Origin of the sequence: Mycobacterium sp. TY815 (assembly GCF_030755135.1) — a bacterium.
Classification (GTDB): Bacteria; Actinomycetota; Actinomycetes; order Mycobacteriales; family Mycobacteriaceae; genus Mycobacterium.
Genome location: NZ_JAUFRX010000001.1, coordinates 4,011,284 through 4,036,421, shown reverse-complemented (window position 1 = coordinate 4,036,421; position 25,138 = coordinate 4,011,284). Strand labels below are relative to the sequence as shown.

At 67.7% G+C, this 25,138-nt stretch carries 23 protein-coding genes and 1 pseudogene; 17 read left to right on the top strand and 7 right to left on the bottom strand.

The annotated features are described in order from the left end of the window. Positions 1-3: 3 nt before the first annotated feature. From QXK92_RS17450 to QXK92_RS17420, 7 genes are read left to right on the top strand one after another with little or no spacing between them, the layout of a single operon-like run. Complete coding sequence (locus tag QXK92_RS17450) at positions 4-1,161, top strand: virulence factor Mce family protein (protein WP_371934562.1); 1,158 nt, start codon at positions 4-6, stop codon at positions 1,159-1,161. Further along, positions 1,155-2,711: a virulence factor Mce family protein gene (locus QXK92_RS17445; RefSeq protein WP_306243235.1), complete on the top strand. Its 1,557-nt coding sequence runs from the start codon at positions 1,155-1,157 to the stop codon at positions 2,709-2,711. The genes QXK92_RS17450 and QXK92_RS17445 overlap by 7 nt, the downstream gene beginning before the upstream one ends. Then, complete coding sequence (locus tag QXK92_RS17440) at positions 2,681-3,442, top strand: Mce protein (protein WP_306243233.1); 762 nt, start codon at positions 2,681-2,683, stop codon at positions 3,440-3,442. The genes QXK92_RS17445 and QXK92_RS17440 overlap by 31 nt, the downstream gene beginning before the upstream one ends. Beyond that, a complete protein-coding gene (locus QXK92_RS17435) occupies positions 3,439-4,410 on the top strand; it encodes an RDD family protein (protein ID WP_306243231.1) in 972 nt (323 codons plus the stop codon). Before QXK92_RS17440 ends, QXK92_RS17435 begins: the two co-directional genes overlap by 4 nt. After that, positions 4,407-4,958: a mammalian cell entry protein gene (locus QXK92_RS17430; protein WP_306243229.1), complete on the top strand. Its 552-nt coding sequence runs from the start codon at positions 4,407-4,409 to the stop codon at positions 4,956-4,958. The genes QXK92_RS17435 and QXK92_RS17430 overlap by 4 nt, the downstream gene beginning before the upstream one ends. Then, positions 4,925-5,719 carry a mammalian cell entry protein gene (locus QXK92_RS17425; RefSeq protein WP_306243227.1) on the top strand — a complete coding sequence of 265 codons (795 nt, stop codon included), beginning with the start codon at positions 4,925-4,927 and terminating at the stop codon, positions 5,717-5,719. Before QXK92_RS17430 ends, QXK92_RS17425 begins: the two co-directional genes overlap by 34 nt. A gap of 4 nt (positions 5,720-5,723) precedes the next feature. Further along, positions 5,724-6,401: a YoaK family protein gene (locus QXK92_RS17420; protein ID WP_306243225.1), complete on the top strand. Its 678-nt coding sequence runs from the start codon at positions 5,724-5,726 to the stop codon at positions 6,399-6,401. Here QXK92_RS17420 and QXK92_RS17415 read toward each other — a convergent pair. The 5 genes and pseudogenes from QXK92_RS17415 to QXK92_RS17395 form a co-directional block, all read right to left on the bottom strand. Further along, positions 6,394-7,443, bottom strand: a complete 1,050-nt coding sequence (locus tag QXK92_RS17415) for a phosphodiester glycosidase family protein (protein WP_306244503.1) — start codon at positions 7,441-7,443, stop codon at positions 6,394-6,396. The genes QXK92_RS17420 and QXK92_RS17415 overlap by 8 nt on opposite strands. Positions 7,444-7,579: 136 nt before the next feature. Further along, entirely contained in the window at positions 7,580-9,049 is a 1,470-nt protein-coding gene (locus QXK92_RS17410; RefSeq protein WP_306243224.1) for a YhgE/Pip domain-containing protein, read from the bottom strand. Positions 9,050-9,087: 38 nt separating this feature from the next. Then, positions 9,088-9,813, bottom strand: a complete 726-nt coding sequence (locus QXK92_RS17405) for a pirin-like bicupin family protein (protein WP_306243222.1) — start codon at positions 9,811-9,813, stop codon at positions 9,088-9,090. 21 nt (positions 9,814-9,834) lie between these two features. Further along, positions 9,835-11,235 carry an alpha/beta hydrolase domain-containing protein gene (locus QXK92_RS17400; RefSeq protein WP_306243220.1) on the bottom strand — a complete coding sequence of 467 codons (1,401 nt, stop codon included), beginning with the start codon at positions 11,233-11,235 and terminating at the stop codon, positions 9,835-9,837. After that, positions 11,232-12,340: pseudogene (locus tag QXK92_RS17395) on the bottom strand (sigma-70 family RNA polymerase sigma factor). The gene QXK92_RS17400 and the pseudogene QXK92_RS17395 overlap by 4 nt, the downstream one beginning before the upstream one ends. On the opposite strand from QXK92_RS17395, the gene QXK92_RS17390 reads away from it, so the two are divergent. From QXK92_RS17390 to QXK92_RS17375, 4 genes are read left to right on the top strand one after another with little or no spacing between them, the layout of a single operon-like run. Further along, positions 12,288-13,127: an alpha/beta hydrolase gene (locus tag QXK92_RS17390; RefSeq protein WP_306243218.1), complete on the top strand. Its 840-nt coding sequence runs from the start codon at positions 12,288-12,290 to the stop codon at positions 13,125-13,127. The pseudogene QXK92_RS17395 and the gene QXK92_RS17390 sit on opposite strands and share 53 nt — an antisense overlap. Positions 13,128-13,170: 43 nt before the next feature. Further along, positions 13,171-13,920, top strand: a complete 750-nt coding sequence (locus QXK92_RS17385) for a DUF2786 domain-containing protein (protein WP_306243216.1) — start codon at positions 13,171-13,173, stop codon at positions 13,918-13,920. Next, positions 13,917-14,411, top strand: coding sequence for a TIGR04338 family metallohydrolase (locus QXK92_RS17380; RefSeq protein ID WP_306243214.1), 495 nt, complete (start codon positions 13,917-13,919; stop codon positions 14,409-14,411). Before QXK92_RS17385 ends, QXK92_RS17380 begins: the two co-directional genes overlap by 4 nt. Continuing rightward, entirely contained in the window at positions 14,408-16,510 is a 2,103-nt protein-coding gene (locus QXK92_RS17375) for a beta-glucosidase (RefSeq protein WP_306243212.1), read from the top strand. Before QXK92_RS17380 ends, QXK92_RS17375 begins: the two co-directional genes overlap by 4 nt. A 34-nt stretch (positions 16,511-16,544) precedes the next feature. Here the strand turns inward: QXK92_RS17375 and QXK92_RS17370 are convergent, their stop codons facing one another. Then, the gene (locus tag QXK92_RS17370) at positions 16,545-16,691 is read right to left on the bottom strand and encodes a metallothionein (RefSeq protein ID WP_082658441.1); all 147 of its coding nucleotides are present in this window, start codon (positions 16,689-16,691) and stop codon (positions 16,545-16,547) included. 127 nt (positions 16,692-16,818) lie between these two features. On the opposite strand from QXK92_RS17370, the gene QXK92_RS17365 reads away from it, so the two are divergent. Then, complete coding sequence (locus QXK92_RS17365) at positions 16,819-17,475, top strand: O-methyltransferase (RefSeq protein WP_306243210.1); 657 nt, start codon at positions 16,819-16,821, stop codon at positions 17,473-17,475. Between the two features lie 137 nt (positions 17,476-17,612). Here QXK92_RS17365 and ilvD read toward each other — a convergent pair whose 3' ends face one another. Then, positions 17,613-19,307: a dihydroxy-acid dehydratase gene (ilvD, locus tag QXK92_RS17360; RefSeq protein WP_306243208.1), complete on the bottom strand. Its 1,695-nt coding sequence runs from the start codon at positions 19,305-19,307 to the stop codon at positions 17,613-17,615. A 95-nt stretch (positions 19,308-19,402) separates the two neighbouring features. Here ilvD and QXK92_RS17355 point away from each other — a divergent pair, with 95 nt between their 5' ends. The 5 genes from QXK92_RS17355 (at position 19,403) to QXK92_RS17335 (ending at position 25,119) form a co-directional block, all read left to right on the top strand. Then, positions 19,403-19,693: a metal-sensitive transcriptional regulator gene (locus QXK92_RS17355; protein ID WP_306243206.1), complete on the top strand. Its 291-nt coding sequence runs from the start codon at positions 19,403-19,405 to the stop codon at positions 19,691-19,693. Between the two features lie 115 nt (positions 19,694-19,808). Beyond that, complete coding sequence (locus QXK92_RS17350; RefSeq protein WP_306243205.1) at positions 19,809-21,065, top strand: MFS transporter; 1,257 nt, start codon at positions 19,809-19,811, stop codon at positions 21,063-21,065. Between the two features lie 132 nt (positions 21,066-21,197). Continuing rightward, complete coding sequence (locus tag QXK92_RS17345) at positions 21,198-22,193, top strand: L,D-transpeptidase (RefSeq protein ID WP_306243203.1); 996 nt, start codon at positions 21,198-21,200, stop codon at positions 22,191-22,193. Positions 22,194-22,289: 96 nt separating this feature from the next. Next, on the top strand, positions 22,290-22,871 hold the full coding sequence (locus QXK92_RS17340) for a TetR/AcrR family transcriptional regulator (protein WP_306243201.1): 582 nt from the start codon (positions 22,290-22,292) through the stop codon (positions 22,869-22,871). Beyond that, positions 22,864-25,119 (top strand): molybdopterin-dependent oxidoreductase, encoded by a 2,256-nt coding sequence (locus tag QXK92_RS17335; protein WP_306243199.1) that lies wholly within the window; start codon positions 22,864-22,866, stop codon positions 25,117-25,119. Before QXK92_RS17340 ends, QXK92_RS17335 begins: the two co-directional genes overlap by 8 nt. Positions 25,120-25,138 lie beyond the last annotated feature (19 nt).

The window sequence follows — 25,138 nt, the reverse complement described above, 5'->3', positions numbered from 1 at the left end:
GGCATGCTTGGCAGGATCCGCCGCGGCACTTGGCAGGTGCTGGTGCTGCTGGTGGCCGCCCTGATGCTGAGTTCCTGTGGCTGGAGAGGCATTTCGCAGGTCGCCATCCCCGGGGCTCCGGGTAGCGGCAGCGACTCCTACACCGTCTATGCGCAGGTGCCGGACACCCTGGCGATCAACGGCAACAGCAAGGTGATGGTCGCCGACGTCGAGGTGGGTTCGATCCGCAAGATCGAGCTGAAGAATTGGATCGCCACCCTGACGCTGGGGCTGAAGAAGGACACCAAGCTCCCCAAGAACGCCATCTTGAAGATCGGCCAGACCAGCTTGCTGGGGTCGCAGCACGTAGAGTTGCTGTCGCCGGAGAACCCGTCGAAGGAATTGCTGCGCAACGGCGACACCATCCCGCTGAAGAACTCGTCGGCGTACCCCAACATCGAGCAGACCTTGGCGGTAGTGTCGCTGATCCTGCGCGGTGGCGGCATCCCCAACCTGGAAGTGCTGCAGAACGAGATCTACGCGATCTTCCACGGCCGGGGCGATCAGATTCGCGGCTTCCTCAACCGGTTGGACACCTTCACCCGGCAGCTCAACGAGCAGCGCGATGACATCACCCATGCCATCGACTCGACGAACCGCCTGCTGAGCTACGTGGGTAACCGCAACGACGTGCTGGAGCGGGTGCTGACCGACTTCCCGCCGCTGATCAAGCACTTCGCGGACACCAAGAACCTGCTGATCAACGCGGTCGACTCGGTAGGCCGGCTCAGCGGTGCCGCCGACCAGTACCTGTCGGAGGCCCGCGGCAACCTGCACACCGACCTGGAGTCGCTGCAGTGCCCGCTGCGGGAACTCGGCCGCGGCTCGCCATACCTGATCGGTGCGCTGAAGCTGATCCTGACGCAGCCGTTCGACATCGATGCGGTGCCGAAGATCTTCCGCGGCGACTACCAGAACGTGTCGGCCACGCTCGACGTGACCTACAGCGCCATGGACAACGCGGTACTGACCGGAACCGGTTTCTCCGGAGCCCTGCGGGCCCTGGAGCAGTCGTTCGGGCGTGACCCGGAGACGATGATCCCCGACGTTCGCTACACGTCGAACCCGAACGACGCACCGGGCGGGCCGCTGGTGGAAAGGGCGGAGCGAGGCCAATGCTGACACCCTTCATCAAGCGCCAGCTGTGGATTTTCCTGACACTGACGGTGGTTGCGCTGTCCGTGCTGGGCATCTACTACCTGCAGATTCCCACCCTGGTGGGGATCGGGCGCTACGAGCTGACCGCGAACCTGCCGGCATCCGGCGGTCTGTACCCGACGGCCAACGTGACCTACCGCGGCATCACCATCGGCAAGGTGACCGAGGTGGAACCCACCCCGTGGGGGGCCAAGGCGACGTTGAGCATCGACAGCCGCTACAAGGTCCCGGTCGACGCCACCGCGAACGTGCACTCGGTGTCGGCGGTCGGTGAGCAGTACGTGGACCTGGTGTCGAACGGCAATCCGGGGAAGTTCTTCGCCTCGGGTCAGACCATCACTAAGGGCACCGTGCCCAGCGAGATCGGGCCGGCGCTGGACACCGCGAACCGCGGCCTCGCCGTGTTGCCGAAGGAGAAGATCCCGAAGCTGCTCGACGAGACCGCACTCGCGGTCGGTGGCCTCGGACCGGCCCTGCAGCGGCTGGTGGACGCCACGCAGGCGATCGTGGGCGATTTCCACACCCAGATCAACGACGTCAACGACATCATCCAGAACTCCGGGCCGATTCTGCAGAGCCAGGTCGACTCGGGCAGCGCGATCGAGCGCTGGGCCCGCAACCTGAACACGCTGGCCGCCCAGAGTGCGCAAGAGGATCAGCACCTACGCAGCGTGCTGACCCAAGCCGCGCCGACGGCAGACCAGGTGAATGAGGTGTTCACCGACGTCCGTGACTCGCTGCCGCAGACGCTGGCCAACCTCGAGGTCGTGTTCGACCTGCTGAAGCGGTACCACAAGGGTCTCGAGCAGGTCCTCGTGTTCCTGCCGCAGGGAGCGTCGATCGCGCAGACGGTGGCCGCGCCGTTCCCGAACATGGCGGCCCTGGACCTCGCGCTGGCGATCAACCAGCCGCCCCCCTGCCTCACCGGCTTCATCCCGGCTGAGCAGTGGCGGTCGTTCGCCGACACCAGCATGGAGCCGCTGCCGGTCGGGACGTACTGCAAGATCCCGATGGACACCCCGGCCAACAGCGTGCGTGGCTCGCGCAACATTCCGTGTGTGGACGTGCCCGGCAAGCGGGCCGCCACGCCGCGTGAATGCCGTAGCACCAAGCCGTATGAGCCGGCGGGCACCAACCCCTGGTACGGCGACCCGAACCAGCTGCTGAGCTGCCCGGCGCCCGCCGCGCGGTGTGACCAGCCGGTCAAGCCGGGTCTGGTGGTTCCCGCGCCGTCGGTGAACAACGGAATGAACCCGGCGCCGGCGGACAGACTCCCGCCGGGAGGCACGCCGCCGCCGATCAGCGACCCGCTGACCCGGCCCGGTACGGGCGCGGTGCAGTGCAACGGACAACAGCCCAACCCCTGCGTCTACACTCCGGGCGGGCCCCCCTCTGCGGTTTACAGTCCGCAGAGTGGTGAGCTGGTAGGGCCCGACGGGGTCAAATACTCCGTCGCAAACTCGATGAAAACAGGAGACGACGGATGGAAGGAGATGCTGGCACCGGCCAGCTGAACCCCATCAACGAGGACGAATCGCTGGGCACCCCGGTGACGGACGAGGATTCGAAAGAATCCGAGTCCGGAGCCGAACCGACCAGTGCCGTGACGGCGGAGGGTTCGACCGAAGCCGAGGCCGAAGCGACGGACACTGAGGCGACGGACACCGAGGCGACCGACGCTGAGGTGACCGACACCGAGGCGACCGACGCTGAGCCGGCGGGGGAGCCGGCCGTCGAACGGCGTAAATCCCGGGTGGGTCGAGCCTGGCTGCTCGGCATCGCGGCTGTGCTGCTGATCTTGGCCGGCTGCGTCGGATTCGGCGGCTATTACGCCTTGCGTGCGCACCGGGACATCGCGGCGTTGCAGCGCAATGACGCGGCGGCCCTGAATGTGGCGAAAGACTGCGTCGCCGCGACGCAGGCGCCGGACATCAGCAGCATGGCGGCCAGTGAGCAGAAGATCGTCGACTGCGGCACCGATCAGTACCGCACGCAGGCGCTGCTCTACAGCAGCATGCTGGTGCAGGCATACCAGGCCGCAAACGTGCACCTCAAGGTGTCCGATATGCGTGCAGCCGTGGAGCGCAACAACCCGGACGGCTCCGTCGACATCCTGATCGCCCTGCGTATCAGCGTCTCCAACGATCAGCAGCAGAACCAGGAGACGGGTTATCGCCTGCGGGTACGAATGGCCCCGACGGACGGTACCTACAAGATCTCGAAGCTCGACCAGGTGACGAAGTGACGGTGGTGGTCGAAAAGACCCGGACCGCCGCCCAGGACTTACCCGAAAAGGCCTTGGCGCCCTGGCATGTGCGCGTAGCGGCGTTCTCCATCGACGTGCTGGCCGGCCTGGCCGTGGCGACCACGATGGCCCTGGTTTCATTCACGCTGCCGCCCTATCGCGCGTGGTGGTGGGTGTGCATGGTGGTGTGCGCGCTCGCCGTCCTGGCGGTGCTGGTCAATCGGTTGCTGCTGCCGACCGTCACCGGGTGGAGCCTGGGCCGCGCCCAGTTCGGCATCGCGGTGGCCCGCCGCGACGGCACGGACGTCAGCCCGTGGTGGCTGCTGTTGCGCGACCTGGCACACCTGCTCGACACCGCCGCATTGCTGGTGGGGTGGTTCTGGCCGCTCTGGGATTCCCAGCGCCGCACCTTCGCCGACATGCTGCTGCGTACCGAGGTGCTCCGCGTCGTGCCGCCTGAGCAGGCCGACAAGGTGCGCAAGTGGACGGCGGCCGCGCTGGTGACCGCCGCGGTGTTGTGTGTCGGCGGTGCGGGCGTGGGTTACGGCGTCGTCTACTACCGGGCCCAGGCTGCCGACCGGACCCGGGCCGAAATCTCCACGCAGGGACCGAAGATCGTCGCCCAGATGCTGACCTACGACCCGAAGAATCTGCATGACGATTTCGCCCGCGCCCTGAACCTGACCACCGACAGGTATCGGAAGAGTCTGGCGGCGCAACAAGAGGTGGTCGAGAAGGGCCATCCCGTCATCAACGAGTACTGGGGTTCCACCAACTCGGTGCTGGAGGCCACCCCATACAGCGCGACGATGCTGCTGTTCCTGCAGGGACGCCGCGGCGAAGGGCAGGAGACCCGCTACATCACCGCCAGCGTGCGAGTGAAGTTCATCAAGAGCGGCGACGGCCGCTGGCTGGTCGACGACCTCACGGTGCTGGCCAAGCCGAAGCCCGCCGGAGAAGGCAAATGAGTCCACGCCGCAAGTTCGAACCCGGCGAGGAACCGCTCCTCGTCCCGCAGTCCGTTCCGCCGCGACGGTGGCTGCTGCCGGTCGTTTCGACGGCCGCGTCGGTGGTGATGGTGGCAGCGATCGCGTTGTCCACCTTCATGTTGGTCGATCACCACTCGCGGGACCGTGCCGCGGAGCGCGAGACCCAGGCCGTCAACTACGTCAAGTGGTTCATGACCGGGTTCACCTCGATCGATCCGTTCCATGCCAACGACTACATCGACCGGGTGCTGGCCCAGGCGACGGGCGACTTCGCCAAGCAGTACACGGACAAGGCGAACGAAATCCTGTTCCAGGTCGCCCGCGCCGAGCGGTCGACCGGGACGGTGCTGGAAGCCGGTGTGGAGCGGTGGAATGACGACGGCAGCGTGACCGTGTTGGTGGCCACCGACGTCACCTCCAAGTCGCCGGACGGAAAACAGGTCTACGAGAACACCAATCGTTGGTCGGCGACCGCTAGGCAGGAAGGGAATCAGTGGAAGATCAGCAACCTGCAGCAAGTGATCTGACCGACACCGAGACCGACACCGAGACCGTCGAGGCACCCGAGACGGCCGCGGCGACCACGGCATCCGAAGCATCCGAAGCATCCGAGACGGCCGCGGAAACCCAAGCGGCAGACAGTGATTCGACGGACTCGGATTCGGAGCCGACCGAAACTGAGACCGATGCCGCTGGGTCGGCCGAAACAGCCGAGGCAGCCTCCGAATCCACCCCGGCCAAGCCGGCCAAAGAGAAGAAGAAGAGGAAGAAGACCGGGCGCCTGGCGGCGGCGGTCGTCGCGCTGGTGGCAGCCTTGTTCGTCGGGTCCTCGGCGTTCGCGGCGGCGATGGTTCAGCCCTACCTGGCCGAGCAGGCCACCATCGACGTCAAGTTAAAGGTGGCGCGGGCAGCGGCCAATGCGATCACCACGCTGTGGAGCTACACCCCGGAGAACATGGACACCCTCGCCGACCGCGCGGGCAGATACCTCACCGGCGACTTCGGCGCGCAATACCGCAAGTTCGTCGAAGAAAAGGTCGTCGGACCCAACAAGCAGCTGAAGATCACCAACTCCACCGAGGTCACCGGGGTCGCGGTCGAATCACTCGAAGGTTCGAACGCCACCGTGATCGTCTACACCAATACCACCGCCACCACGCCGCTGAAGAAGAACATTCCGTCGCTGCAGTACCTGTCGTACCGGATGTCGATGAAGCGCGACGGCGACCGCTGGTTGGTGACGAGGATGACCACCATCACGTCGCTGGATGTAACTCCGCAGCTGTAGCCGCGTGCCCGTCGTCTCTCCGGTATCCGAGCGGTCGACAGTCACGGCGCTGCTGCTGTTGACGTTCGCGACCGGCCTCGCCGACGCGATCGCCGTCCTCAAGCTCGGGCACGTGTTCGTTGCCAACATGACGGGCAATGTGATCTTCTTCGGCTTCTGGTTCGCGCCGCGTTCGAGCGTCGACCTGACCGCCGTTGTCGTCGCCTTCCCGACCTTCGTCGCCGGCACCATCCTCGGCGGCAGGCTGGTGCGCCGTTTCGGAGAGCGGACCCGTCGCTGGCTCACCACGGCGTTGAGCATCGAGGTGGTGCTGTTGAGCATCCTGGCGACGATGGCGGGGACCGGTGTGTGCCGGTACGGCGACAACACCAAGCTGTTTTTGATCGGTGGCATGGCGATCGTGTTCGGTCTGCAGCATTCCACCGCGCGACAGTTCGGCATTCAAGAGCTGACCACGACGGTGCTGACGTCGACCATCGTTGGTCTGGGCGTTGACAGCCGGCTGGCCGGGGGCACCGGCGCCCGCGAAAAGTTGCGCTACGGCGTGGTTTTGACGATGTGCGCCGGCGCGATGATCGGTGCGACGATCACCCGGGTGGCCGTGGCCCCGGTGCTGGGACTGGCGGCCGCCGTGGTGGGCACCAGCATGCTGATCTTCCGGTTCGGGCCGAAAGCTAGTTGAACGCCAACCAGCTGGGCAGAGCCCGCTCGTGGGAGTCGCACAGCACCTGCCGGGTATCGCACGAACCCTTGGGCGCCCCGGCTCCGGCCCACATGCCCCCGGTGTCACGGCGCAACACGATCGCCGACGAGCCGCCGCCGTCGAGCAGGATCGCGGTGTCGCTGCCCAGGCCGCGGAAGAGGTCCTGGATGTTGTCCGGGGTGTAGTTGCCGCCCTCGAAGATGTACATCTCGTCCTTCTGCTTCGCGTAGGCCAGGGCGGTACGCGCCGCGCTGGGACCGCCGTCGTGCAGCTGAGCGGTGTTGCCTGGCGACAGCAACCCGATGCCGGCCACCGCGACAAACTTCGCGTTCTTGTTCAGCAGGTCCGCGATCACCGGCGTGGCCAGGTCATAGTCCTCTCTTCCCTTGGGGCGCAACACGTATGGCGCACCGCCGGCCGGCAGGATCATCGTCGTCAACGACGTCCAGGATTCGTCGCCGCCGGACAGGCCCTGCTTGCCGGGGTACGCGACGGTGCCGGTGACCGCCTGGTTCGCACGGCCCTGCCCGCGCGTGTTGTCCACGAACGCGCCCAGCGGCGAGCTGCACCCGGTCTCGCGCCAGGAACCGCCCTTCTGCCCGCGCACGTCGAAGAAATTCGCGTTGATCGCGATGGTGGGCTGGCCCATCCGCTGCCAGGCCTGCAACGGCGCGTAGATCTCGGAGGCCTGCATGAGCCCTTCGCCGGTGCGGGCGCCGGCGTTGTTCTCGCACCGGGCCTGGTCACCCTGGTGACTGTCCACCAGCAGATGCGGCTGCAGCCGAGTGGAGGCCTGTTTGATGATCATCAAATGGCCGCCGTTGTTCATCTCGTACCCGTGACCGGAGCCGTCCAATAGCGGCATGGGATGCCCACCGCCGAAGTTGTAGACCAGGTACGAGCCCTTGGTGTTGGCTATCGCCTGCTCGAGCAACTCGCGGGCGTCAGCGGCGTATGCGACAGGCTGCCCGCTCGTGCTCGCCAGCGCGACGCACAATGTCAGGGCGGCACAGCTTGCCATGAGTCTGCGCAAGACGGCAGCTGGCGTCGGCACGGGAAGCCCTTTCAGCCCAGGGAAGCAACTTCCCAAGGATCAGCCACATCCGTCACACTGTCAACTTTAGTAACAGGCCGGTGTCAGTCCGGCCGCAGTCGAATTACGTTTGCCCACTGGCACTTTCGGAAGCGGCCCGCGGTTCGGGCACGCTGACCGGCTCGGACGCGGCGTCGGGCTCCGGCTCCGATTCGGTCTCGGTGGTCGCCTCGGTGCCCGGCTCGGTGGTCACCTCGGCTTCGCGGGCCTTCTCGCGCTGGTGGTGTGCCTGGTGCTCGGCGGCGATCGCGTGCTCGATCGCGCCGGGAATCCGGTGGAAGCCCTTGCGGTCGTACAGGCGGGTGATGATGCCGCCCAGCAACAGACCGATCACCAGGCCGATCGACGTCATGATCAGCGCATGGCGCAGTCCGGCATCGCCGTGCCCGTTGAGATAGACCAGCGAGCGTACGCCGAGGAACACCTGGTGCATGGGCTCGAACTTGGCCAGCCAGCGGAAGAACGGTGGTACCGCCTCCAGGGGAACCGTGGCGCCGGCCGACGGCAACCCGAGGATGACGAAGACCAGCATGCTGAACAGCAGGCCCATCGAGCCCAGCACCGCGATCAGCGAACTCGACGTAATGCCGACCGCGCTGATCGCGAAAACCCCGAAGAGCCAAAGCTGCCAGCCGAGCGTGATGGGCATCCCCAGCCCGTGGGCGATGGCCATGTACACCCCCGACGTGGCCAGCGCCAGGATGACCATCAGCCCCCACTTGACCAGCAGCGTGCGGAACCGCGAGATGTTGACCTGTTCGGCGAAGCGGTAGACGGGGCCGAATTCGGCTGGTACGTAACCCAGCATCGAGTCGACCAGGGTGCTCACCACGATGCTGCCGGTGAAGCCGGCGAGCAACAACAGCAGCGCATAGTAGAAGGCGGACAACCCGTTTCCGGTGCCGTTGGGCAGCGGGTTGTACACGGTCGACTTGATGTCGATCGGACTGGTCAGCGCCAGCATCGAGGCGCCCGCCAGCGGCGCGCCGCCGGTCTGCGCCGCCACGTCGGCCGAAAGTCGTTCGCCGACTTTACTGTTCGCGACCGATGCGGCCTGATTCAGGGTCTGACCGGCGATGCTCGAGCCGAGCGTACCGGCCCGCGGGTTGGTCGAGATCGTGATCGTCGGCCGTTCGGCGCGGTTGGCGGTGACGGCGCTTTCCCCGAGGTCGCGCAATTTCGACGAGAAGCCCGGCGGGATCACCATCTCGCCGTACACCTGTGCCCGGTCCAGCAGCTGCTTGGCCTCCGCCGCGGACACCACCCGGACGTCGAACTTCTCCTTGTCCAGGCCGGCCACCACGCCGTCGGTGATCTGCTTGCCGTAGGGCCCGGCGTCCTGGTTGACCACCGCGATCGGGAAGTGACGCAGGTTGGTGGTTGGGTTCAAGATGCCACCCAGATACAGCGCGGCCAGCGCCGACATGAGAGCCAGGGTGATCAGGATCGGCGCCAGCCAGAACCGCACCTTACGGAGTTGCGTGGTGTTCCGGTTCGGTTTGGGTGCTGCGTGCTTGGCGTGCTTCTGAGACATGGCGGCTCCTGTGTGTCGAGCCCACTCTAATGTGTCGGTCAGCCGCCGAGTGCCGCGTGCATCTCCCAGACCAGCACTTCGGAAGGCTGCTGCGCGGTGAGCCGCCGGCCGTCCGGGTCGGTGAACCGGGCCGCGTCTCCGCCGGCGAGCTCACCGTCGTCCTCGATGGCGAGGCGACCGCGCGCGGTGAATACGTGCAGGTAAGGCGCGGAAGGGAGAGAGATCGAGTCGCCGGAATTCAGGCGCGCGACGTGCAGCGCGGCGGCGCGGTTGTGCAGCTTCAGAGCGGCGTCACGTCCCGGTATTCCCGATGCGACAGTGACGAAGCCGACGTTGTCCAGCTGATTGCCGATCTCGTCCTGTTGATAGCTCGGTGTGATGGCCGTCTCGTCCGGAATCACCCACATCTGCACGAAATGCACTGGCCGGGTTGGTGAACCGTTCTTCTCCGAATGCAGGATGCCGCTGCCGGATGACATTCGCTGGGCCAGGCCGGGATAGATCACACCGTGATTGCCTGTGGAATCCTGATGTGCCAGTTCGCCTTCCAGCACCCAGGTGACGATCTCCATGTCCCGGTGCGGGTGGGTGTCGAAACCCGTTCCAGGCGCGACGATGTCGTCATTGTTCACCAGCAACAGCCCGAAATGTGTGTTCTCGGGCTCGTAGTGGTCGCCGAAGGAGAAGGAGTGCCGCGACTCGAGCCATGGCGTGGTGGTGCGGCCGCGATCGGCTGCTCGCCGGATATCCACGGTGGCAGGCATGGCTCCCACAGTAACGCTGTTTCACGCCGGGAAAGTGGCGCCGGCGAGCTGCAGGATTTCGTCGCGATCGGCAGCCAGGATGAATCCGGACCCGATGGCGGCGTCGAGCGCCGCGCTGAACTTGCCCAGGTATTCGTCGGCGCCGCCGGGGTAGAGGCGCCGCACCGTCTCGTCGTCGAAAGGCTCGCCGGAACCGAAAATCGACGACATGACGCTTTCCCCGGCGCCGACGCCGGATGTGCGGGCGAGCGGGACGTCGACCCACGGGGTGCGTATCCCGCCGGTGGCAATGCCGTGGGCGTCCAGCGCCGGCTCCGGGCGGGCGCCGACGCGGACGTCCAGTGGCGGGCCGCTGGGCGGTGCCGCCCCGGTGCTGACCCAGGCGGTCAGCGCCGCCAGCGATGCCTGCACCACATAGTGGTGCTGCGGGCCGAAGTTGATGTAGTGGTCGAGTTGCTGACCCATCAGGGTGTCGGTGGGTGCGTAGGCCGCCACCAGGTCCTCGATTGGCGCGGAACCGGAGTCAATGGGCGCTACCTGAATCGTGTAGTTGTCGGCATGCGCGGCGCCGGCGATCTCCCATACCCGCAGCGAGTCGCTGTCGGGCTGGCGGGCCGCGTAATAACCCTGGCGCCCCGCACCGTAGAGGTCGGTTTCGGTGATGATCGTCATCACAGGCACACGCAGGTCCGGACGGAACTTCACCGCCTGCGACCTGTCGGACTGCAGTTCGTCGAAGATGGAACCGTCGTCCAGGGGCGCCGCAGGCCCGAACCGGGAGTGCACCAGGAACCCGTCGTAGCGCTGAGCGATCGGGTCGACGGCGTTGATGTAGCTGGTGAGGAACATCGCCGACTGCGACTCACCCACGGCGACAACGTGTTCGGCGGTCAGGTCGCCCAGGATGCCACCGGTGTCGCGGACCAGGCCGCCGACGTGGGAGAACATGTCGTAAGCGAACACATCACCGGGATGGCTCAGGCCGGCATACCGTTTGGGTCGCTGGCTCTTCAGCGACATGTCGATTCCGAGCATGCTCACGCCACCGTCCACGCCCACCTTCTGGGCCGAAACCATGACGTAGGCGTAGCCGGCGCGGATCACCTCCCGGTGGGCCATCATCCATACCGCCGGCGCGTCGATACCGCCACTGACATTGAGCCACTCGACCAGCACGGTGCCGTTGAAGTCCGCCGCGTCGTTGGGGGTGAGGACCACCACGCGGGTGGTGTAATCGGCTGTGCCCGAGGCGGTTACGCGCCAGCTGCCGTCCGGCCCCAAGGGCTGCTCCGGGGCGTAGGACGAGGCGCTGCCCGAGATGAAGAACTCCTGTGCGCGATAACCGACGCTGCCGATGTCGAACGCGCCCAACAGGATCGAGGGCCGGCCCGGCACTGGCGTGACGGCGGGCAGGGCGTTCACAGCGCGTCCGGCAGGCCGAATCTGGCGAATAGCGATCCGTCGAGGAATGCGACCACGTGCGAGACACCGCCTGGCCTGACGTCCAGGACGTGCAGCTGGAACGGCACGTGCCGATCGCCGGCACGCATGTACATGGCCGCGCCCGGCTGTCCATTGGCCGTGATCGGGATCATGCGCATGTCGCCCGGATGTTCTGCCGGGCACTGCGTGTGGATGAGCGTGATGATGTCCGCCGCCCCCTGGTACCAGCCGGTGTAGGGCGGCATCTCCCAAATCGCTTCTGCGGTGAACAGATCCACCAATCGGTCGATGTCGTAGGTCTCGAACGCGTCGATGTAGCGGGCCAGCAGGTCCTGCGTCTCGGACGAATCGGGAGCCGCCAGCGGGTCGTCAGCGCTGGGCGCGACCGCGTCCAGCTGGGTTCGCGCACGCTGCAGCAGGCTGTTGACCGCGACGGTGGTGGTGCCGATCGCCTCGGCGACCTCGGCGGCCTTCCACTGCAGCACGTCGCGCAGCAACAGCACGGCCCGTTGCCGGGGCGACAGGTGCTGAAGCGCGGCGATGAACGCCAGCCGCACCGATTCCCGCGACTCGGCGATCACCGCTGGATCCTTCGGGTCCTGGGCATCGGGCAGCGGCTCCAGCCAGGGCACTTCGGCGCGCTCGATCAGATCGGCCGTCGGGTCCGAGCGGGCGTTGCCCAGGCCGGTCGGCAGCGGGCGGCGCCCACGTCCTTCCAGCGCGGTGAGGCAGGTGTTGGTGGCGATCCGGTGCAACCAGGTGCGGACCGAGGACTTGCCTTCGAACCGGTCGAAGGACTTCCAGGCCCGCAGCAGCGTCTCCTGGACCAGGTCCTCGGCGTCGTGCAACGACCCGGTCATCCGGTAACAGTGGGCGAGCAGTTCACGGCGGTACGGTTCGGCGTGGGCGGAGAAGTCTCCGCCGGGGTGGGAGGCGGAATTTTCGGTGAGCACACTCACCCGTCCGAGACTACGCAGATTGTGTGACAACACCGCGCGAGGAGTGGCCCTATAGGACGTAAGCTGCCCGTGATGACTACCACCCGCACTGAACGGACTTTCGATGGCGTCGGCGGCGTGCCCATCGTCTATGACGTGTGGACTCCTGACGTGCCGCCGCGCGCGGTGGTCATCCTCGCCCACGGTTTCGGCGAGCACGCCCGTCGCTACGACCACGTGACGCAGCGACTGGGCGCGGCCGGGCTGATCACCTACGCACTCGATCACCGCGGTCACGGCCGCTCCGGCGGCAAGCGGGTGATGGTGCGCGACGTCTCGGAATTCACCGGTGACTTCGACACGCTGGTGGGGGTCGCGACCCGGGAGAACCCGGGCCTGACCCGCGTCGTGCTCGGGCACAGCATGGGCGGTGCCATCGTGTTCGCCTACGGGGTGGAACGCCCGGACAACTACGACCTGATGGTGTTGTCCGCGCCGGCCGTCGCCGCGCAGGACATGGTGCCCCGGGTGGTGGCGCTGGCGGCCAAGGTGCTGGGTGTGCTGACCCCGGGCCTGCCGGTGGAGGCGCTGGACTTCAATGCGATCTCCCGCGACCCCGAGGTGGTCAACGCCTACAACACCGACCCGCTGGTGTACCACGGCAAGGTGCCGGCCGGGCTGGGCCGCGCACTGCTGCAGGTGGGCGAGACGATGCCGCAGCGGGCCCCCGCCCTGACGACGCCGCTGCTGGTGGTGCACGGCACGGGTGACGCCCTGGTGCCGATCGAGGGAAGCCGCCGCTTGGTGGACTGTGTGGGTTCCGCCGACGTCGAATTGAAGGAATACGCCGGGCTCTTCCACGAGGTTTTCAACGAGCCCGAGCAGAATCAGGTGCTCGACGACGTGGTGTCCTGGCTCAACCTGCGCCTGTGAATCGTCGAGCGGGGTTGTCCTGCCGCTGCGCTAGTTTGGCCGCATGACCGACGACAAGATGCTGTCCCGTATTGCGGCACTGCTGCGTCAGGCTGAAGGCACCGACAACCCGCACGAGGCCGAGGCGTTCATGACCGCCGCGCAGCGCCTGGCGACGGCCTCCTCCATCGATCTTGCGGTGGCACGGTCTCACTCCGCCAACCGTTCGGCGGCGCAGGCCCCGACGCAGCGCACCATCACGATCGGCGCCGCGGGTACCCGCGGGCTCCGCACCTATGTGCAGTTGTTCGTGCTGATCGCGGCGGCCAACGACGTGCGCTGCGACATCGCGTCGAATTCGACCTTCGTGTACGCCTACGGGTTCGCCGAAGACATCGACGCGACGCACGCCCTCTACGCGAGCCTGGTGGTGCAGATGGTCCGGGCCTCCGATGCCTACCTGGCCACGGGCGACCATCGGCCGACGCCGACCATCACCGCCCGGCTCAATTTCCAGCTGGCGTTCGGCGCCCGCGTCGGGCAGCGACTGGCGGAGGCGCGCGAGCAGGCCAGGCAGGAAGTGACCAACGACCGCCGGCGTGCACCCGGCACCGCCATCGCGTTGCGGGACAAGGAAGTCGAGCTGCGCGACCACTACCGCGAGACGTCGCGGGCCCGCGGCACCTGGCAGGCCAGCCGGGCCACCGCGGGGTATTCCTCGGCGGCGCGGCGGGCCGGTGACCGGGCCGGCCGGCGGGCGCGCCTGGGCAGCAGTCCCGAGTTGCCCGGGGCGCGCACCGCGCTGGGCCATTGAGCCGCGATTCCCAGCGCGCCAAGGTCTACGCGGCTGAGGAATTCGTGCGGGTCATGTTCGACCGTGCCGCCGAGCACGGATCGCGCAGCGTGGATTTCTTCGGCACCCAGCTGACGTTGCCGCCGGAGGGACGCTTCGCGTCGATGTCGTCCGTGCAGCGCTACGTCGACGACGTGCTGGCCCTGCCGGCGGTGCGCCGGGAGTGGCCGGACGTGTCCGGCCTGCGCGTGCGGGCGCGCCGCGGTGCCACGTCCGCGCACTACGAGAACCGGGACGGGGCAGGCACTATCGCGGTTCCCGACCGCGACACCGCGGACTGGGCGATGCGTGAACTCGTCATACTGCATGAGGTGGCGCATCATCTGTGCCGGGTGCCACCGCCCCACGGGCCTGACTTCGTGTCGACGATGTGCACGCTGACGGAGCTGGTGATGGGTCCCGAACTCGGCCACGTGCTGCGTGTCGTGTACGCGAAAGAGGGTGTGCGATGAGCTTCCCGACGGACGACCCGGACGACCCGGACGCGCGGGCGTGGGAGGTCGAGGCCGCGCTGACCGACGACGAGCGCTTCGCCCTGCTGGTGGGCGTGATGGGCGCCGGCGACATGTGGCCGCTGCATGACGAACGGATCCCGCCGGACGTCCCGATGAGCGCGGCATACGTGCCGGGGATCGCGCGGCTGGGGGTTCCGGCACTGCGGATGAGTGACGCCGGACTCGGCGTGACCAATCCCGGTTTCCGGCCGGGCGATACCGCAACGGCGCTGCCGGCGGGGTTGGCACTGGCGGCCAGTTTCAATCCGCAGCTGGCCCGGGCCGCGGGTTCCCTGATCGGCATCGAGGCACGCAGCCGCGGGTTCAACGTGCAGCTGGCGGGCGCGATGAACCTGGCCCGCGACCCGCGCAACGGTCGCAACTTCGAATACTTCTCCGAAGACCCGTGGCTGAGCGCAGCCATGGCCGCCGAGCAGATCGCCGGAATCCAGCAGCACGGCGTCATCTGCACCACCAAGCACTTCTCGCTGAATTGCAACGAGACCAACCGGCACTGGCTGGACGCGGTCATCGATCCCGACGCACACCGCGAATCCGACCTGCTGGCCTTCGAGATCGCCATCGAGCGCGGACGGCCCGGCGCGGTGATGGCGGCCTACAACAAGGTGAACGGCGACTATGCCGCTGCCAATGCCGTGCTGCTCAACGATGTGCTCAAAGGGGCGTGGGGATTTCCCGGCTGGGTGATGTCGGACTGGGGTGGCACGCCGAGCTGGGAATGCGCGTTGCACGGTCTCGACCAGGAGTGCGGAGCCCAGATCGACGCGCTGCTGTGGCAGGCCGAGACATTCGGCGCGCCGCTGCGCGCCGCCCACGCCGACGGGCGGTTCTCCGGAGAGCGGTTGTCGGACATGGTCCGGCGGATCCTGCGATCGATGTTCGCGGTCGGGGTCGACAAGTGGGGTCCCGCGCCGGATCCGGACATCAACGCGCACAACGACATTGCCCTGGATATTGCGCGGCAGGGAATCGTGCTGCTGCAGAACGGCGGGGCGCTGCCGCTGTCAGCCGGCCGGATCGCCGTCATCGGCGGATACGCCCACCGCGGGGTGCCGGCCGGCTTCGGCTCGAGCACCGTCGTACCGCCGGGCGGCTACGCCGGGGTGATCCCGATCGGCGGTACGGGTCTCGAGGCGGGGATGCGCAATCTGTACCTGCTGCCCTCGAGCCCGCTCGAGGAACTGCGGAAGCTGTTGCCGCAGGCGCACATCGAATTCGATCCCGGTATCAGCCCGGCCGAGGCGGTGCCGGTGGCGCGGGCAGCCGACGTCGCGATCGTGTTCGCGACCCGGGCCGAAGGCGAGGGATTCGACGTGGCCGACCTATCGCTGCCGTGGGGCCAGGACGCACTGATCTCCGCCGTTGCCGCGGCCAACCCGAATACCGTGGTGGTGCTGCAGACCGGCAACCCGGTGGCGATGCCCTGGCGCGAGTCGGTGAGCGCGATCGTCGCGGCCTGGTACCCGGGCCAGCAGGGCGGCCGGGCTATTGCGGAAATCCTTGCCGGACAAGTCAACCCGTCGGGCCGGTTACCGATCAGCTTCCCGGCGGACCTCGGTCAGACGCCGCGTCCGCAGCTCGGGTCGCCGACGACCATCCACTATTCGGAGGGCGCCGACGTCGGATACCGATGGTTCGCCCGCACCGGGCAGGCCCCGCTGTTCGCGTTCGGACACGGGTTGTCCTACAGCAACTTTGAATACCGCGATCTGGAGGTGGTCGGCGGAGACACCGTGCGGGTCGCGGTCACCGTCGTCAACACCGGTGACCGCAGCGGGGCCGATGTCCCACAGGTGTACCTGACCGCGACACCGGGCGAAGCCCGGTTGCGGCTGTTGGGATTTGAGCGGGTCGACCTCGAACCCGGGCAGTCTCGCCGGCTGACCATCGAGGCAGATCCGCGTCTGCTGGCGCGCTATGCCGACGGAAGCTGGCGCATCACGCCCGGTCAACACACGGTGGCGGTCGGCGCGTCGGCGGTGGATCTCACGCTGTCGGCGCAGGTGGAGCTGGCCGGCCGTACGTTCGGGCGCTGAGCGGCGCGTCCGGACGCACGACCGGCCGGCGGTTCTACTGGACGGGGACCAGGGCCTCGCCGCAGGTGCAGCGGTAGGGCTCGGTGGCGCCGGAGCAGTGGCAGGGGACCTCGACGCGCACGCGGCAGCCACAGCCCTCGTGGCCACAGGTCAATTCGGTTCCAGCTTCGTGAGTTGCCATTTCGATATCACCTTTATCTTCTGTGGACGGTTGATCCGACTCCCAGCATATACCCCTTGGGGGTACGGGTAAACAATCCGGGGCAGGTATTTAGGCGGAGCGGCCCGGCCACGAGTTAGCGTTGGTCATGCCCGCAGAAGCAAACCCGCAAGCTGTCGACGCATTTCTGGACAGCACGCTGATCGGACCGGACCCGGCATTGGAAGCGGCGGTGCAGGCCAGCGACGCGGCCGGCCTGCCGCGCATCGCGGTGTCGGCGCAGCAGGGCAAGTTTCTGTGCCTGCTGGCCTCGGCCATGCAGGCGCGGCGCATCCTCGAACTCGGCACGCTGGGCGGCTACAGCACGATCTGGCTCGCGCGCGGCGCCGGCCCGCAGGGACGGGTGGTGACACTGGAATTCGACCCGCGGCGCGCCGAGCTGGCCCGGGCCAACCTGGACCGGGCCGGCGTGGGCGATCGGGTCGAGGTGGTGGTCGGGGCCGCTCTGGACTCGCTGCCGACCGTGACGGGCGGTCCATTCGACCTGGTGTTCATCGACGCGGACAAGGAGAACAACGCCGCCTACCTGGACTGGGCGATCAGGCTCGGACGGCCCGGCACGGTCGTGGTGGTGGACAACGTGATTCGCGGCGGCAAGGTGCTGACCGAGTCCGACGACGTCAGGGTCGCGGCGACCCGCGGGACGCTGCAGCTGATGGGCGAGCACCCGCACCTGGACACCGCCGTCCTGCAGACGGTCGGCGGCAAGGGGTGGGACGGCTTCGCGGTGGCGCTGGTGCGCTAGCTGTCGCGCCGATCATCGGGTGTGCGCTGACCGCATCCGGTGTGCGTCAGCTGTGCGGAATTCGCGGATTTGCCGCGGTGGACGCACACGCGCCGCGGTGGACGCACACGCGCCGCGGTGGACGCACACGCGCCGTGCTAGCCGCAGACCGCCCCGGTGGCGGCCGAGCCGACCAGCTTGACGTACTTGGCCAGCACGCCGGTCTTATAGCGCGGCGGCGGGGGAGTGAACCCCGTTCGGCGGGCGTCGAACTCGTCCGGATCGACCAGCACGTCGAGGGTGTGGTTGGCCACGTCGAGGCGGATCCTGTCGCCGTCGCGCAGGAAGGCGATGGGGCCGGCGTCGACGGCCTCGGGGGCGATATGTCCGACGCACAACCCCGTCGTTCCGCCGGAGAACCGGCCGTCGGTGAGCAGCAGCACGTCCTTGCCCAGCCCGGCGCCCTTGATGGCACCGGTGATGGCGAGCATCTCCCGCATGCCGGGACCGCCCTTGGGTCCTTCGTAGCGGATCACCACGGCGTCACCGTGAGTGATGGTGCCGTCCTCGAGTGCGTCCAGGGCCGCCCGCTCGCCGTCGAAAACCCGTGCGGTGCCCTCGAACACGTCGGAGTCGAAGCCGGCCGACTTGACCACCGCGCCGTCCGGGGCCAGCGATCCACGCAGGATGGTGATGCCCCCGGTGGGGTGGATCGGGTTGTCCAGCGCGCGCAGCACCTTGCCGTCCGGGTCCGGCGGGGCGATGTCGGCCAGGTTCTCCGCGAGGGTCCTGCCGGTCACGGTCAGACAGTCGCCGTGCAGCAGACCGGCGTCCAGCAGGGCTTTCATCACCACCGGCACGCCGCCGATGTGGTCGACGTGCGACATCACGTGCCGGCCGAAGGGCTTGACGTCGGCCAGGTGTGGCACCCGCTTGCCGATCCGGGTGAAGTCGTCGAGGGAGAGCTCGACCTCGGCCTCACGGGCGATGGCCAGCAGGTGCAGCACGGCGTTGGTCGAGCCGCCGAACGCCATCACCACCGCGATCGCGTTCTCGAACGCTTCCCGGGTAAGGATGTCGCGGGCGGTGATGCCCTTGCGCAGCAGTTCGATGACGGCCTGACCGCTGCGGCGGGCGAACCCGTCGCGGCGGCGGTCGGTCGCCGGGGGCGCGGCGCTGCCCGGCAGCGACATGCCCAGCGCTTCGGCGGCGCTGGCCATGGTGTTGGCCGTGTACATGCCGCCGCAGGCGCCCTCGCCTGGGCAGATCGCCCGCTCGATGGCGTCCACGTCCTCGCGGCTCATCAGGCCGCGCGCGCAGGCGCCCACCGCCTCGAACGCGTCGATGATGGTGACTTCGCGCTCGCTGCCGTCCGACATCTTGGCGACGCCCGGCAGGATCGAGCCCGCATAGAGGAACACCGATGCCAGGTTCAGCCGCGCGGCGGCCATCAGCATGCCGGGCAGCGACTTATCGCAGCCGGCCAGCAGCACCGAGCCGTCCAGTCGCTCGGCCTGCATCACCGTTTCGACGCTGTCGGCGATCACCTCACGTGAGACCAGGGAGAAGTGCATCCCCTCGTGTCCCATCGAGATGCCGTCGGACACCGAGATCGTGCCGAATTCCAGTGGGTAGCCGCCCGCGGCGAAGACACCCTCCTTGACCGCCTTGGCCAGGCGGTCCAGCGACAGGTTGCACGGGGTGATTTCGTTCCACGACGACGCAACCCCGATCTGCGCCTTGGCGAAGTCTTCGTCCCCCATGCCTACCGCGCGGAGCATTCCTCGTGCGGCGGCCTTCTCCAGGCCGTCGGTGACGTCGCGGCTGCGGGGCTTGATGTCGGGTTCAGGCATGCAGCAAGTATGCGGTGCGGCGGCATCCCGCCAAAATCGTTTATCATCGCAAGGTGATACCCCGTTGGGGTATGAGACGGCGTTGGGGAGAGCAGATGACGGCACCGCACGGATACGCGCAGCAGAAGGACAACTACGCCAAGCGGCTGCGTCGCATCGAGGGTCAGGTACGCGGGATCGCGCGCATGATCGAAGAGGACAAGTACTGCATCGATGTGCTCACCCAGATCAGCGCTGTGAACAGCGCGATGCGTTCGGTGGCGCTCAACCTGCTCGACGAGCACCTGAATCACTGTGTCACCCGCGCGGTGGCCGAGGGTGGCCCGGAGGCCGACGAGAAACTGGCCGAAGCGTCGGCCGCCATCGCGCGCCTCGTCCGCTCCTGACCGGGCGTGTTGACACGCAATGTTTGGGTAAAGCCCGGATACCTTGCGTACGGTGATCACGGCGCAATCTGTCCGTAAGCCACCTCGGCACGAGGACGGTGTGCCGACGAACAACATGACTGCCGAATCGGGAACCATCGCCGCAACCGCACGAACGTGGACGCCACGGATCGCGGTTCAGCTTGCGGTGCTCGCGGCGGCGGCCTTTATCTACGTGACCGCCGAGCTGCTGCCGGTGGGGGCACTGTCGGCGATCGCGCGCAACCTCAACGTGAGCGTGGTGCTCGTCGGCACCCTGCTGTCCTGGTATGCGTTCGTGGCCGCCCTGACCACGGTTCCGCTGGTGCGCTGGACCGCACACTGGCCACGGCGCCGCACGTTGCTGCTCAGCCTGGTGTGTTTGACGGTCTCGCAGCTGATTTCGGCGCTGGCGCCCAGCTTCGCGGTGCTTGCGGGCGGCCGGGTGCTGTGCGCGGTGACGCACGGCCTGCTGTGGTCGGTGATCGCACCGATCGCCACCCGCCTGGTGCCGCCCAGCCACGCCGGGCGCGCCACCATGTCGATCTACGTCGGGACGAGCCTGGCGCTGGTCATCGGCAGCCCGCTGACCGCGGCACTGAGCCTGATGTGGGGCTGGCGCCTGGCGGCCGTGTGCGTCACCGTCGCGGCCGCGCTGGTGACGGTGGCGGCGCGGCTGGTGCTGCCCTCGATGAGGCTGACCACCGACCAGTTGCAGTACGTGGGCCGGCGGTCGACGCATCACCGCAACCGCGGGCTGATCATGGTGAGCCTGATCACCATGATCGGCGTCACCGGACACTTCGTCTCCTACACCTACATCGTGGTGATCGTCCGCCAGGTCGTGGGAGTGCGGGGACCCAATGTCGCGTGGCTGCTCGCGGCCTACGGAATCGCTGGGGTGCTCTCGGTGGCACTGGTGGCGCGGCCGCTGGACCGCCGCCCGAAGGGCGCGATCATCGTCTGCATGGCCGGCCTGACCGCCGCGCTGGCACTGCTGAGTGCGCTGGCGTTCGGTTGGCAACGCTCGGCGACGACGGCGCTGGTGGTCGGGACGGCGGCGATCGTGCTGTGGGGCGCCATGGCCACGGCGGTGTCGCCGATGTTGCAGTCCGCGGCGATGCGCGCCGGGGCTGATGACCCCGACGGTGCCTCGGGACTGTACGTGACGGCGTTCCAGGTGGGCATCATGGCGGGCTCGCTGGCGGGCGGGCTGTTGTACGAGCGCAGCGTGGCGATGATGCTCACCGCGTCGGCCGGATTGATGGGTGCCGCGCTGCTGGCGATGGCGGCGGTTCGCCCGATCGTCGATACGCCTGAGACGGCAGATACGGCAATTTCACAGGACGGCTAACGTCGCAGGTCAGCGCCCTGAACTGGGCTTGGTAACGGCTGCGGCGGGTTCGTCGAATGGCTAAGCGGGGGTTTTGCTGTGCCACACTGGGGCCAGTTCAGGTCTTGACGTAGGTGACCGGAGGGAAAGAGTATGTCGCGCTCGATGAGGGGCCGCACGAGGGCTGGCCTCGTCGCCGCTCTCAACGCATTCGGAGTGGCCGCGGTGCTCGTGATGGGCGCTGGCCCGGCACTGGCGGACCCGGACGATGTGCCCGGCGACCCGGGCCCGGTGGTTGCGCCCGTCGAGCCGCCCGCGCCGGAGCCGATCGCGCTGCCGCCGCTGCCCGACCCGTTCGGCGTCCCCCCGGGCGACCCGGCCGCGGTGCCGGTGGCCTCCGGGCCGGTGGCCGGGCAGGACCCGACGCCGTTCGTCGGCGAACCGCCGTTCCGGCCGCCGTCCTTCAACCCGGTCAACGGGGCGATGGTGGGCGTGGCCAAGCCGATCATCATCAACTTCCAGGTGCCGATCGCCGACCAGGCGATGGCTGAGCGTGCCGTGCACATCTCGTCGATTCCGCCGGTGCCGGGCAAGTTCTACTGGATGACGCCGTCGCAGCTGCGCTGGCGCCCGCTGAGCTTCTGGCCGGCCAACACGGCGGTGAACATCGACGCCGCGGGTACCAAGTCGAGTTTCCGTACCGGCGACTCGCTGATCGCGACGGCCGACGACGCCACGCACCAGATGACGATCACCCGCAACGGCGTGGTGCAGCAGACCTTCCCGATGTCCATGGGGATGGCCTCCGGTGGGCACCAGACGCCGAACGGCACCTACTACGTGCTGGAGAAGATGCCGACGGTGGTGATGGACTCCTCGACGTACGGGGTCCCGGTCAACTCGCCGAATGGGTACAAGGTGACCGTGTCGGATGCCGTCCGGATAGACAACAGCGGCAACTTTGTGCACAGTGCGCCGTGGTCGGTGGCCGACCAGGGCAAGCGCGACGTCAGCCACGGTTGCATCAACCTCAGCCCGGCCAACGCGAAGTGGTTCTTCGACAACTTCGGAAGTGGTGACCCGATCGTTGTCAAGAACTCCGTCGGGACCTACAACAAGCCTGACGGCGCCTCGGACTGGCAGCTGTAGCCAGTTCCACCGAGCAGTCGCAAATCGCCCTTTCCGCCTCGGAAGGGGCGATTTTGCGTCTGGCCGCGGGCTCAAATTATGTATCGCATCATACATATGCGAAGTCCCCGTGAGCGGATGGTCGTGTCCGCCGCCCTGCTGATCAGGGAGCGCGGTGCGCGGGCGACCGCGATATCCGATGTGCTGGCGCACAGTGGCGCCCCGCGCGGCTCGGCCTACCACCACTTCCCGGGCGGGCGCACGCAATTGTTGTGCGAGGCGGTCGATTTCGCCGGCGAACACATCGCCTCGGTCATCACGGAGGCTGACAGTGGTCTTGCGCTGCTGGACACGTTGATCGCCAAATACCGGGAACAGTTGCTGGCCACCGATTTCCGCGCGGGTTGCCCGATAGCGGCCGTGTCGGTGGAAGCGGGCTTCGACAACGACGACCGTGACCGGATGGCGCCCGTGGTGGAGCATGCGGCGGCGGTGTTCGACCGGTGGTCGGACCTGATCGCCGCGCGCTTCGCCGCCGACGGCATCGCCGCGGAGCGGGCCGGTGAGCTTGCGGAGTTCGCGACGGCCGCGCTCGAGGGCGCGCTGCTGCTCGCGCGGGTGCGACGCGACCTGGCGCCGTTGGACCTCGTACACCGTCAGTTGCGTGAGCTGTTCGAAAGGAATCTGCCCCATGAGTGATTGGCAGCCCACCGCGTGCATCCTGTGTGAGTGCAACTGCGGCATCGTCGTGCAGACCGACGGCCGCACCCTGGCCCGGATCCGGGGCGACAAGGAGCATCCGGCGTCGCAGGGATACACCTGCAACAAGGCGCTGCGGCTGGATCACTATCAGAACGGCCGCGGACGGCTGACCTCACCGCTGCGCCGGCGCGCTGACGGCAGCTACGAGGAAATCGACTGGGACACCGCGATTGTCGAGATCGCCGAGGGCTTCAAGCACATCCGCGACACCTACGGCGGCGACAAGATCTTCTACTACGGCGGCGGCGGCCAGGGCAATCACCTCGGTGGCGCCTACAGCGGCGCGTTCCTCAAGGCGCTGGGGTCCAAATACCGCTCAAACGCGCTGGCGCAGGAGAAAACCGGCGAGGCGTGGGTCGACGGGCAACTCTACGGTGGGCACACCCGCGGCGAGTTCGAACATGCCGAGGTATCGGTATTCGTCGGCAAGAACCCCTGGATGTCACAGAGTTTCCCCCGGGCTCGGGTGGTGCTCAACGAGATCGCCAAGGATCCGCGACGGTCGATGATCGTGATCGACCCGGTCGTCACCGACACCGCGAAGATGGCCGACTTCCATCTGCGGGTGCGGCCCGGAACCGACGCCTGGTGCCTGGCTGCGCTGGCCGCGGTGCTGGTGCAGGAAAACCTCTGTGACGAAGCGTTTCTCGCCGAGCATGTGCACGGCGTAGCGACGGTGCGCGGGGTGCTCGCCGACGTTCCGGTCGCCGAGTACGCCCAGCGCTGCGGAGTCGACGAGGAATTGCTGCGCGCGGCGGCACGGCGCATCGGCACGGCCGGCAGCGTGGCGGTGTTCGAGGACCTCGGCGTGCAACAGGCGCCGAACAGTACCGTGTGCTCCTACCTGAACAAGCTGCTGTGGATCCTGACCGGCAATTTCGCGAAAAAGGGCGGACAGCATCTGCATTCGTCGTTCGCGCCGCTGTTCAGTACCGTCTCGGGACGCACGCCGGTAACCGGAGCGCCGATCATCTCCGGTTTGGTGCCGTGCAACGTCGTCCCCGAGGAGATCCTCACCGACCACCCGGACCGGTTCCGGGCCATGATCGTCGAAAGCAGCAACCCGGCCCACTCGGTGGCCGACTCGGCCGCGTGCCGCGAAGCGTTCCAGGCGCTGGAGCTGCTGGTGGTCGTCGATGTCGCGATGACCGAAACCGCCCGGCTGGCGCACTACGTGCTGCCCGCGGCGTCCCAGTTCGAGAAGCCCGAGTGCACGTTCTTCAACCTCGAATTCCCGCACAACGCAATGCAATTGCGTCATCCCCTGTTTCCGCCACTGCCCGGGACGCTGCCCGAACCCGAGATCTGGGCGCGGCTGGTGCGCGCGCTGGGAGTGGTCTCGGACGACGATCTGCGGCCGTTGTGCGAAGCCGCCGCCCAGGGTCGCCAGGTGTACACCGAGGCGTTTTTCGGCGCGGTAGCGGGCAACCCGGCACTGGCCCGGGTGCTGCCGTACGTGTTGTACGAGACGCTGGGTCCGACCTTGCCGGAGGGAATGGCCGGCGCGGCGGCGCTGTGGGGTCAGGCCCAGAAGACGGCGATGACGTACCCCGACGCCGTGCGGCGAGCCGGGCACGCCGACGGCAACGCGCTGTTCGACGCGATCCTGCACGGCCGATCCGGGATCACCTTCACGGTGCACAACTACGAGGACGACTTCGCGCTGATCAGTCACAGCGACCGCAAGATCGCCCTGGAAATACCCGAAATGCTGGATGGCATAACGGCTTTGGCGACGGCGCCGGAGCGCCTGACCAGCGACGAGCTGCCGATCGTGCTGTCGGTGGGGGAGCGGCGCGCCTACACCGCCAACGACATCTTCCGCGACCCGTCCTGGCGCAAGCGCGACGCCGACGGGGCGCTGCGGGTCAGCGTCGAGGACGCCCAGGCGCTCGGTCTCGACGACGGCGGCCGGGCGCGCATCACCACGGCGGCCGGCAGCGCGGAGGCCACCGTCGAGATCACCGAGACCATGCTGCCCGGACATGCGGCCCTGCCCAACGGTTTCGGGCTGGACTATGTCGGCGAGGACGGCCGCACCGTGATACCGGGGGTGGCCCCGAACGCCCTGACGTCGACCAAGTGGCGCGACCCGTACGCGGGCACGCCCTGGCACAAGCATGTGCCCGCGCGGATCGAAACGGTCGGCGCACCCCGGCGATCAGACGCAAAGTCGCACGCATAGCTGCGTTTTCGTGCGATTT

Excerpts from the sequence above, each read along its gene's own strand:
- QXK92_RS17410 (WP_306243224.1), bottom strand. The coding sequence starts at position 9,049 with ATGTCTCAGAAGCACGCCAAGCACGCAGCACCCAAACCGAACCGGAAC.
- QXK92_RS17385 (WP_306243216.1), top strand. The coding sequence starts at position 13,171 with ATGACCGACGACAAGATGCTGTCCCGTATTGCGGCACTGCTGCGTCAG.
- QXK92_RS17340 (WP_306243201.1), top strand. The coding sequence starts at position 22,290 with ATGCGAAGTCCCCGTGAGCGGATGGTCGTGTCCGCCGCCCTGCTGATC.
- QXK92_RS17390 (WP_306243218.1), top strand. The coding sequence starts at position 12,288 with ATGACTACCACCCGCACTGAACGGACTTTCGATGGCGTCGGCGGCGTG.
- ilvD (WP_306243208.1), bottom strand. The coding sequence starts at position 19,307 with ATGCCTGAACCCGACATCAAGCCCCGCAGCCGCGACGTCACCGACGGC.
- QXK92_RS17440 (WP_306243233.1), top strand. The coding sequence starts at position 2,681 with ATGGAAGGAGATGCTGGCACCGGCCAGCTGAACCCCATCAACGAGGAC.
- QXK92_RS17350 (WP_306243205.1), top strand. The coding sequence starts at position 19,809 with ATGACTGCCGAATCGGGAACCATCGCCGCAACCGCACGAACGTGGACG.
- QXK92_RS17375 (WP_306243212.1), top strand. The coding sequence starts at position 14,408 with ATGAGCTTCCCGACGGACGACCCGGACGACCCGGACGCGCGGGCGTGG.
- QXK92_RS17405 (WP_306243222.1), bottom strand. The coding sequence starts at position 9,813 with ATGCCTGCCACCGTGGATATCCGGCGAGCAGCCGATCGCGGCCGCACC.
- QXK92_RS17445 (WP_306243235.1), top strand. The coding sequence starts at position 1,155 with ATGCTGACACCCTTCATCAAGCGCCAGCTGTGGATTTTCCTGACACTG.
- QXK92_RS17335 (WP_306243199.1), top strand. The coding sequence starts at position 22,864 with ATGAGTGATTGGCAGCCCACCGCGTGCATCCTGTGTGAGTGCAACTGC.
- QXK92_RS17365 (WP_306243210.1), top strand. The coding sequence starts at position 16,819 with ATGCCCGCAGAAGCAAACCCGCAAGCTGTCGACGCATTTCTGGACAGC.
- QXK92_RS17430 (WP_306243229.1), top strand. The coding sequence starts at position 4,407 with ATGAGTCCACGCCGCAAGTTCGAACCCGGCGAGGAACCGCTCCTCGTC.
- QXK92_RS17345 (WP_306243203.1), top strand. The coding sequence starts at position 21,198 with ATGTCGCGCTCGATGAGGGGCCGCACGAGGGCTGGCCTCGTCGCCGCT.
- QXK92_RS17450 (WP_371934562.1), top strand. The coding sequence starts at position 4 with ATGCTTGGCAGGATCCGCCGCGGCACTTGGCAGGTGCTGGTGCTGCTG.
- QXK92_RS17415 (WP_306244503.1), bottom strand. The coding sequence starts at position 7,443 with ATGGCAAGCTGTGCCGCCCTGACATTGTGCGTCGCGCTGGCGAGCACG.
- QXK92_RS17355 (WP_306243206.1), top strand. The coding sequence starts at position 19,403 with ATGACGGCACCGCACGGATACGCGCAGCAGAAGGACAACTACGCCAAG.
- QXK92_RS17370 (WP_082658441.1), bottom strand. The coding sequence starts at position 16,691 with ATGGCAACTCACGAAGCTGGAACCGAATTGACCTGTGGCCACGAGGGC.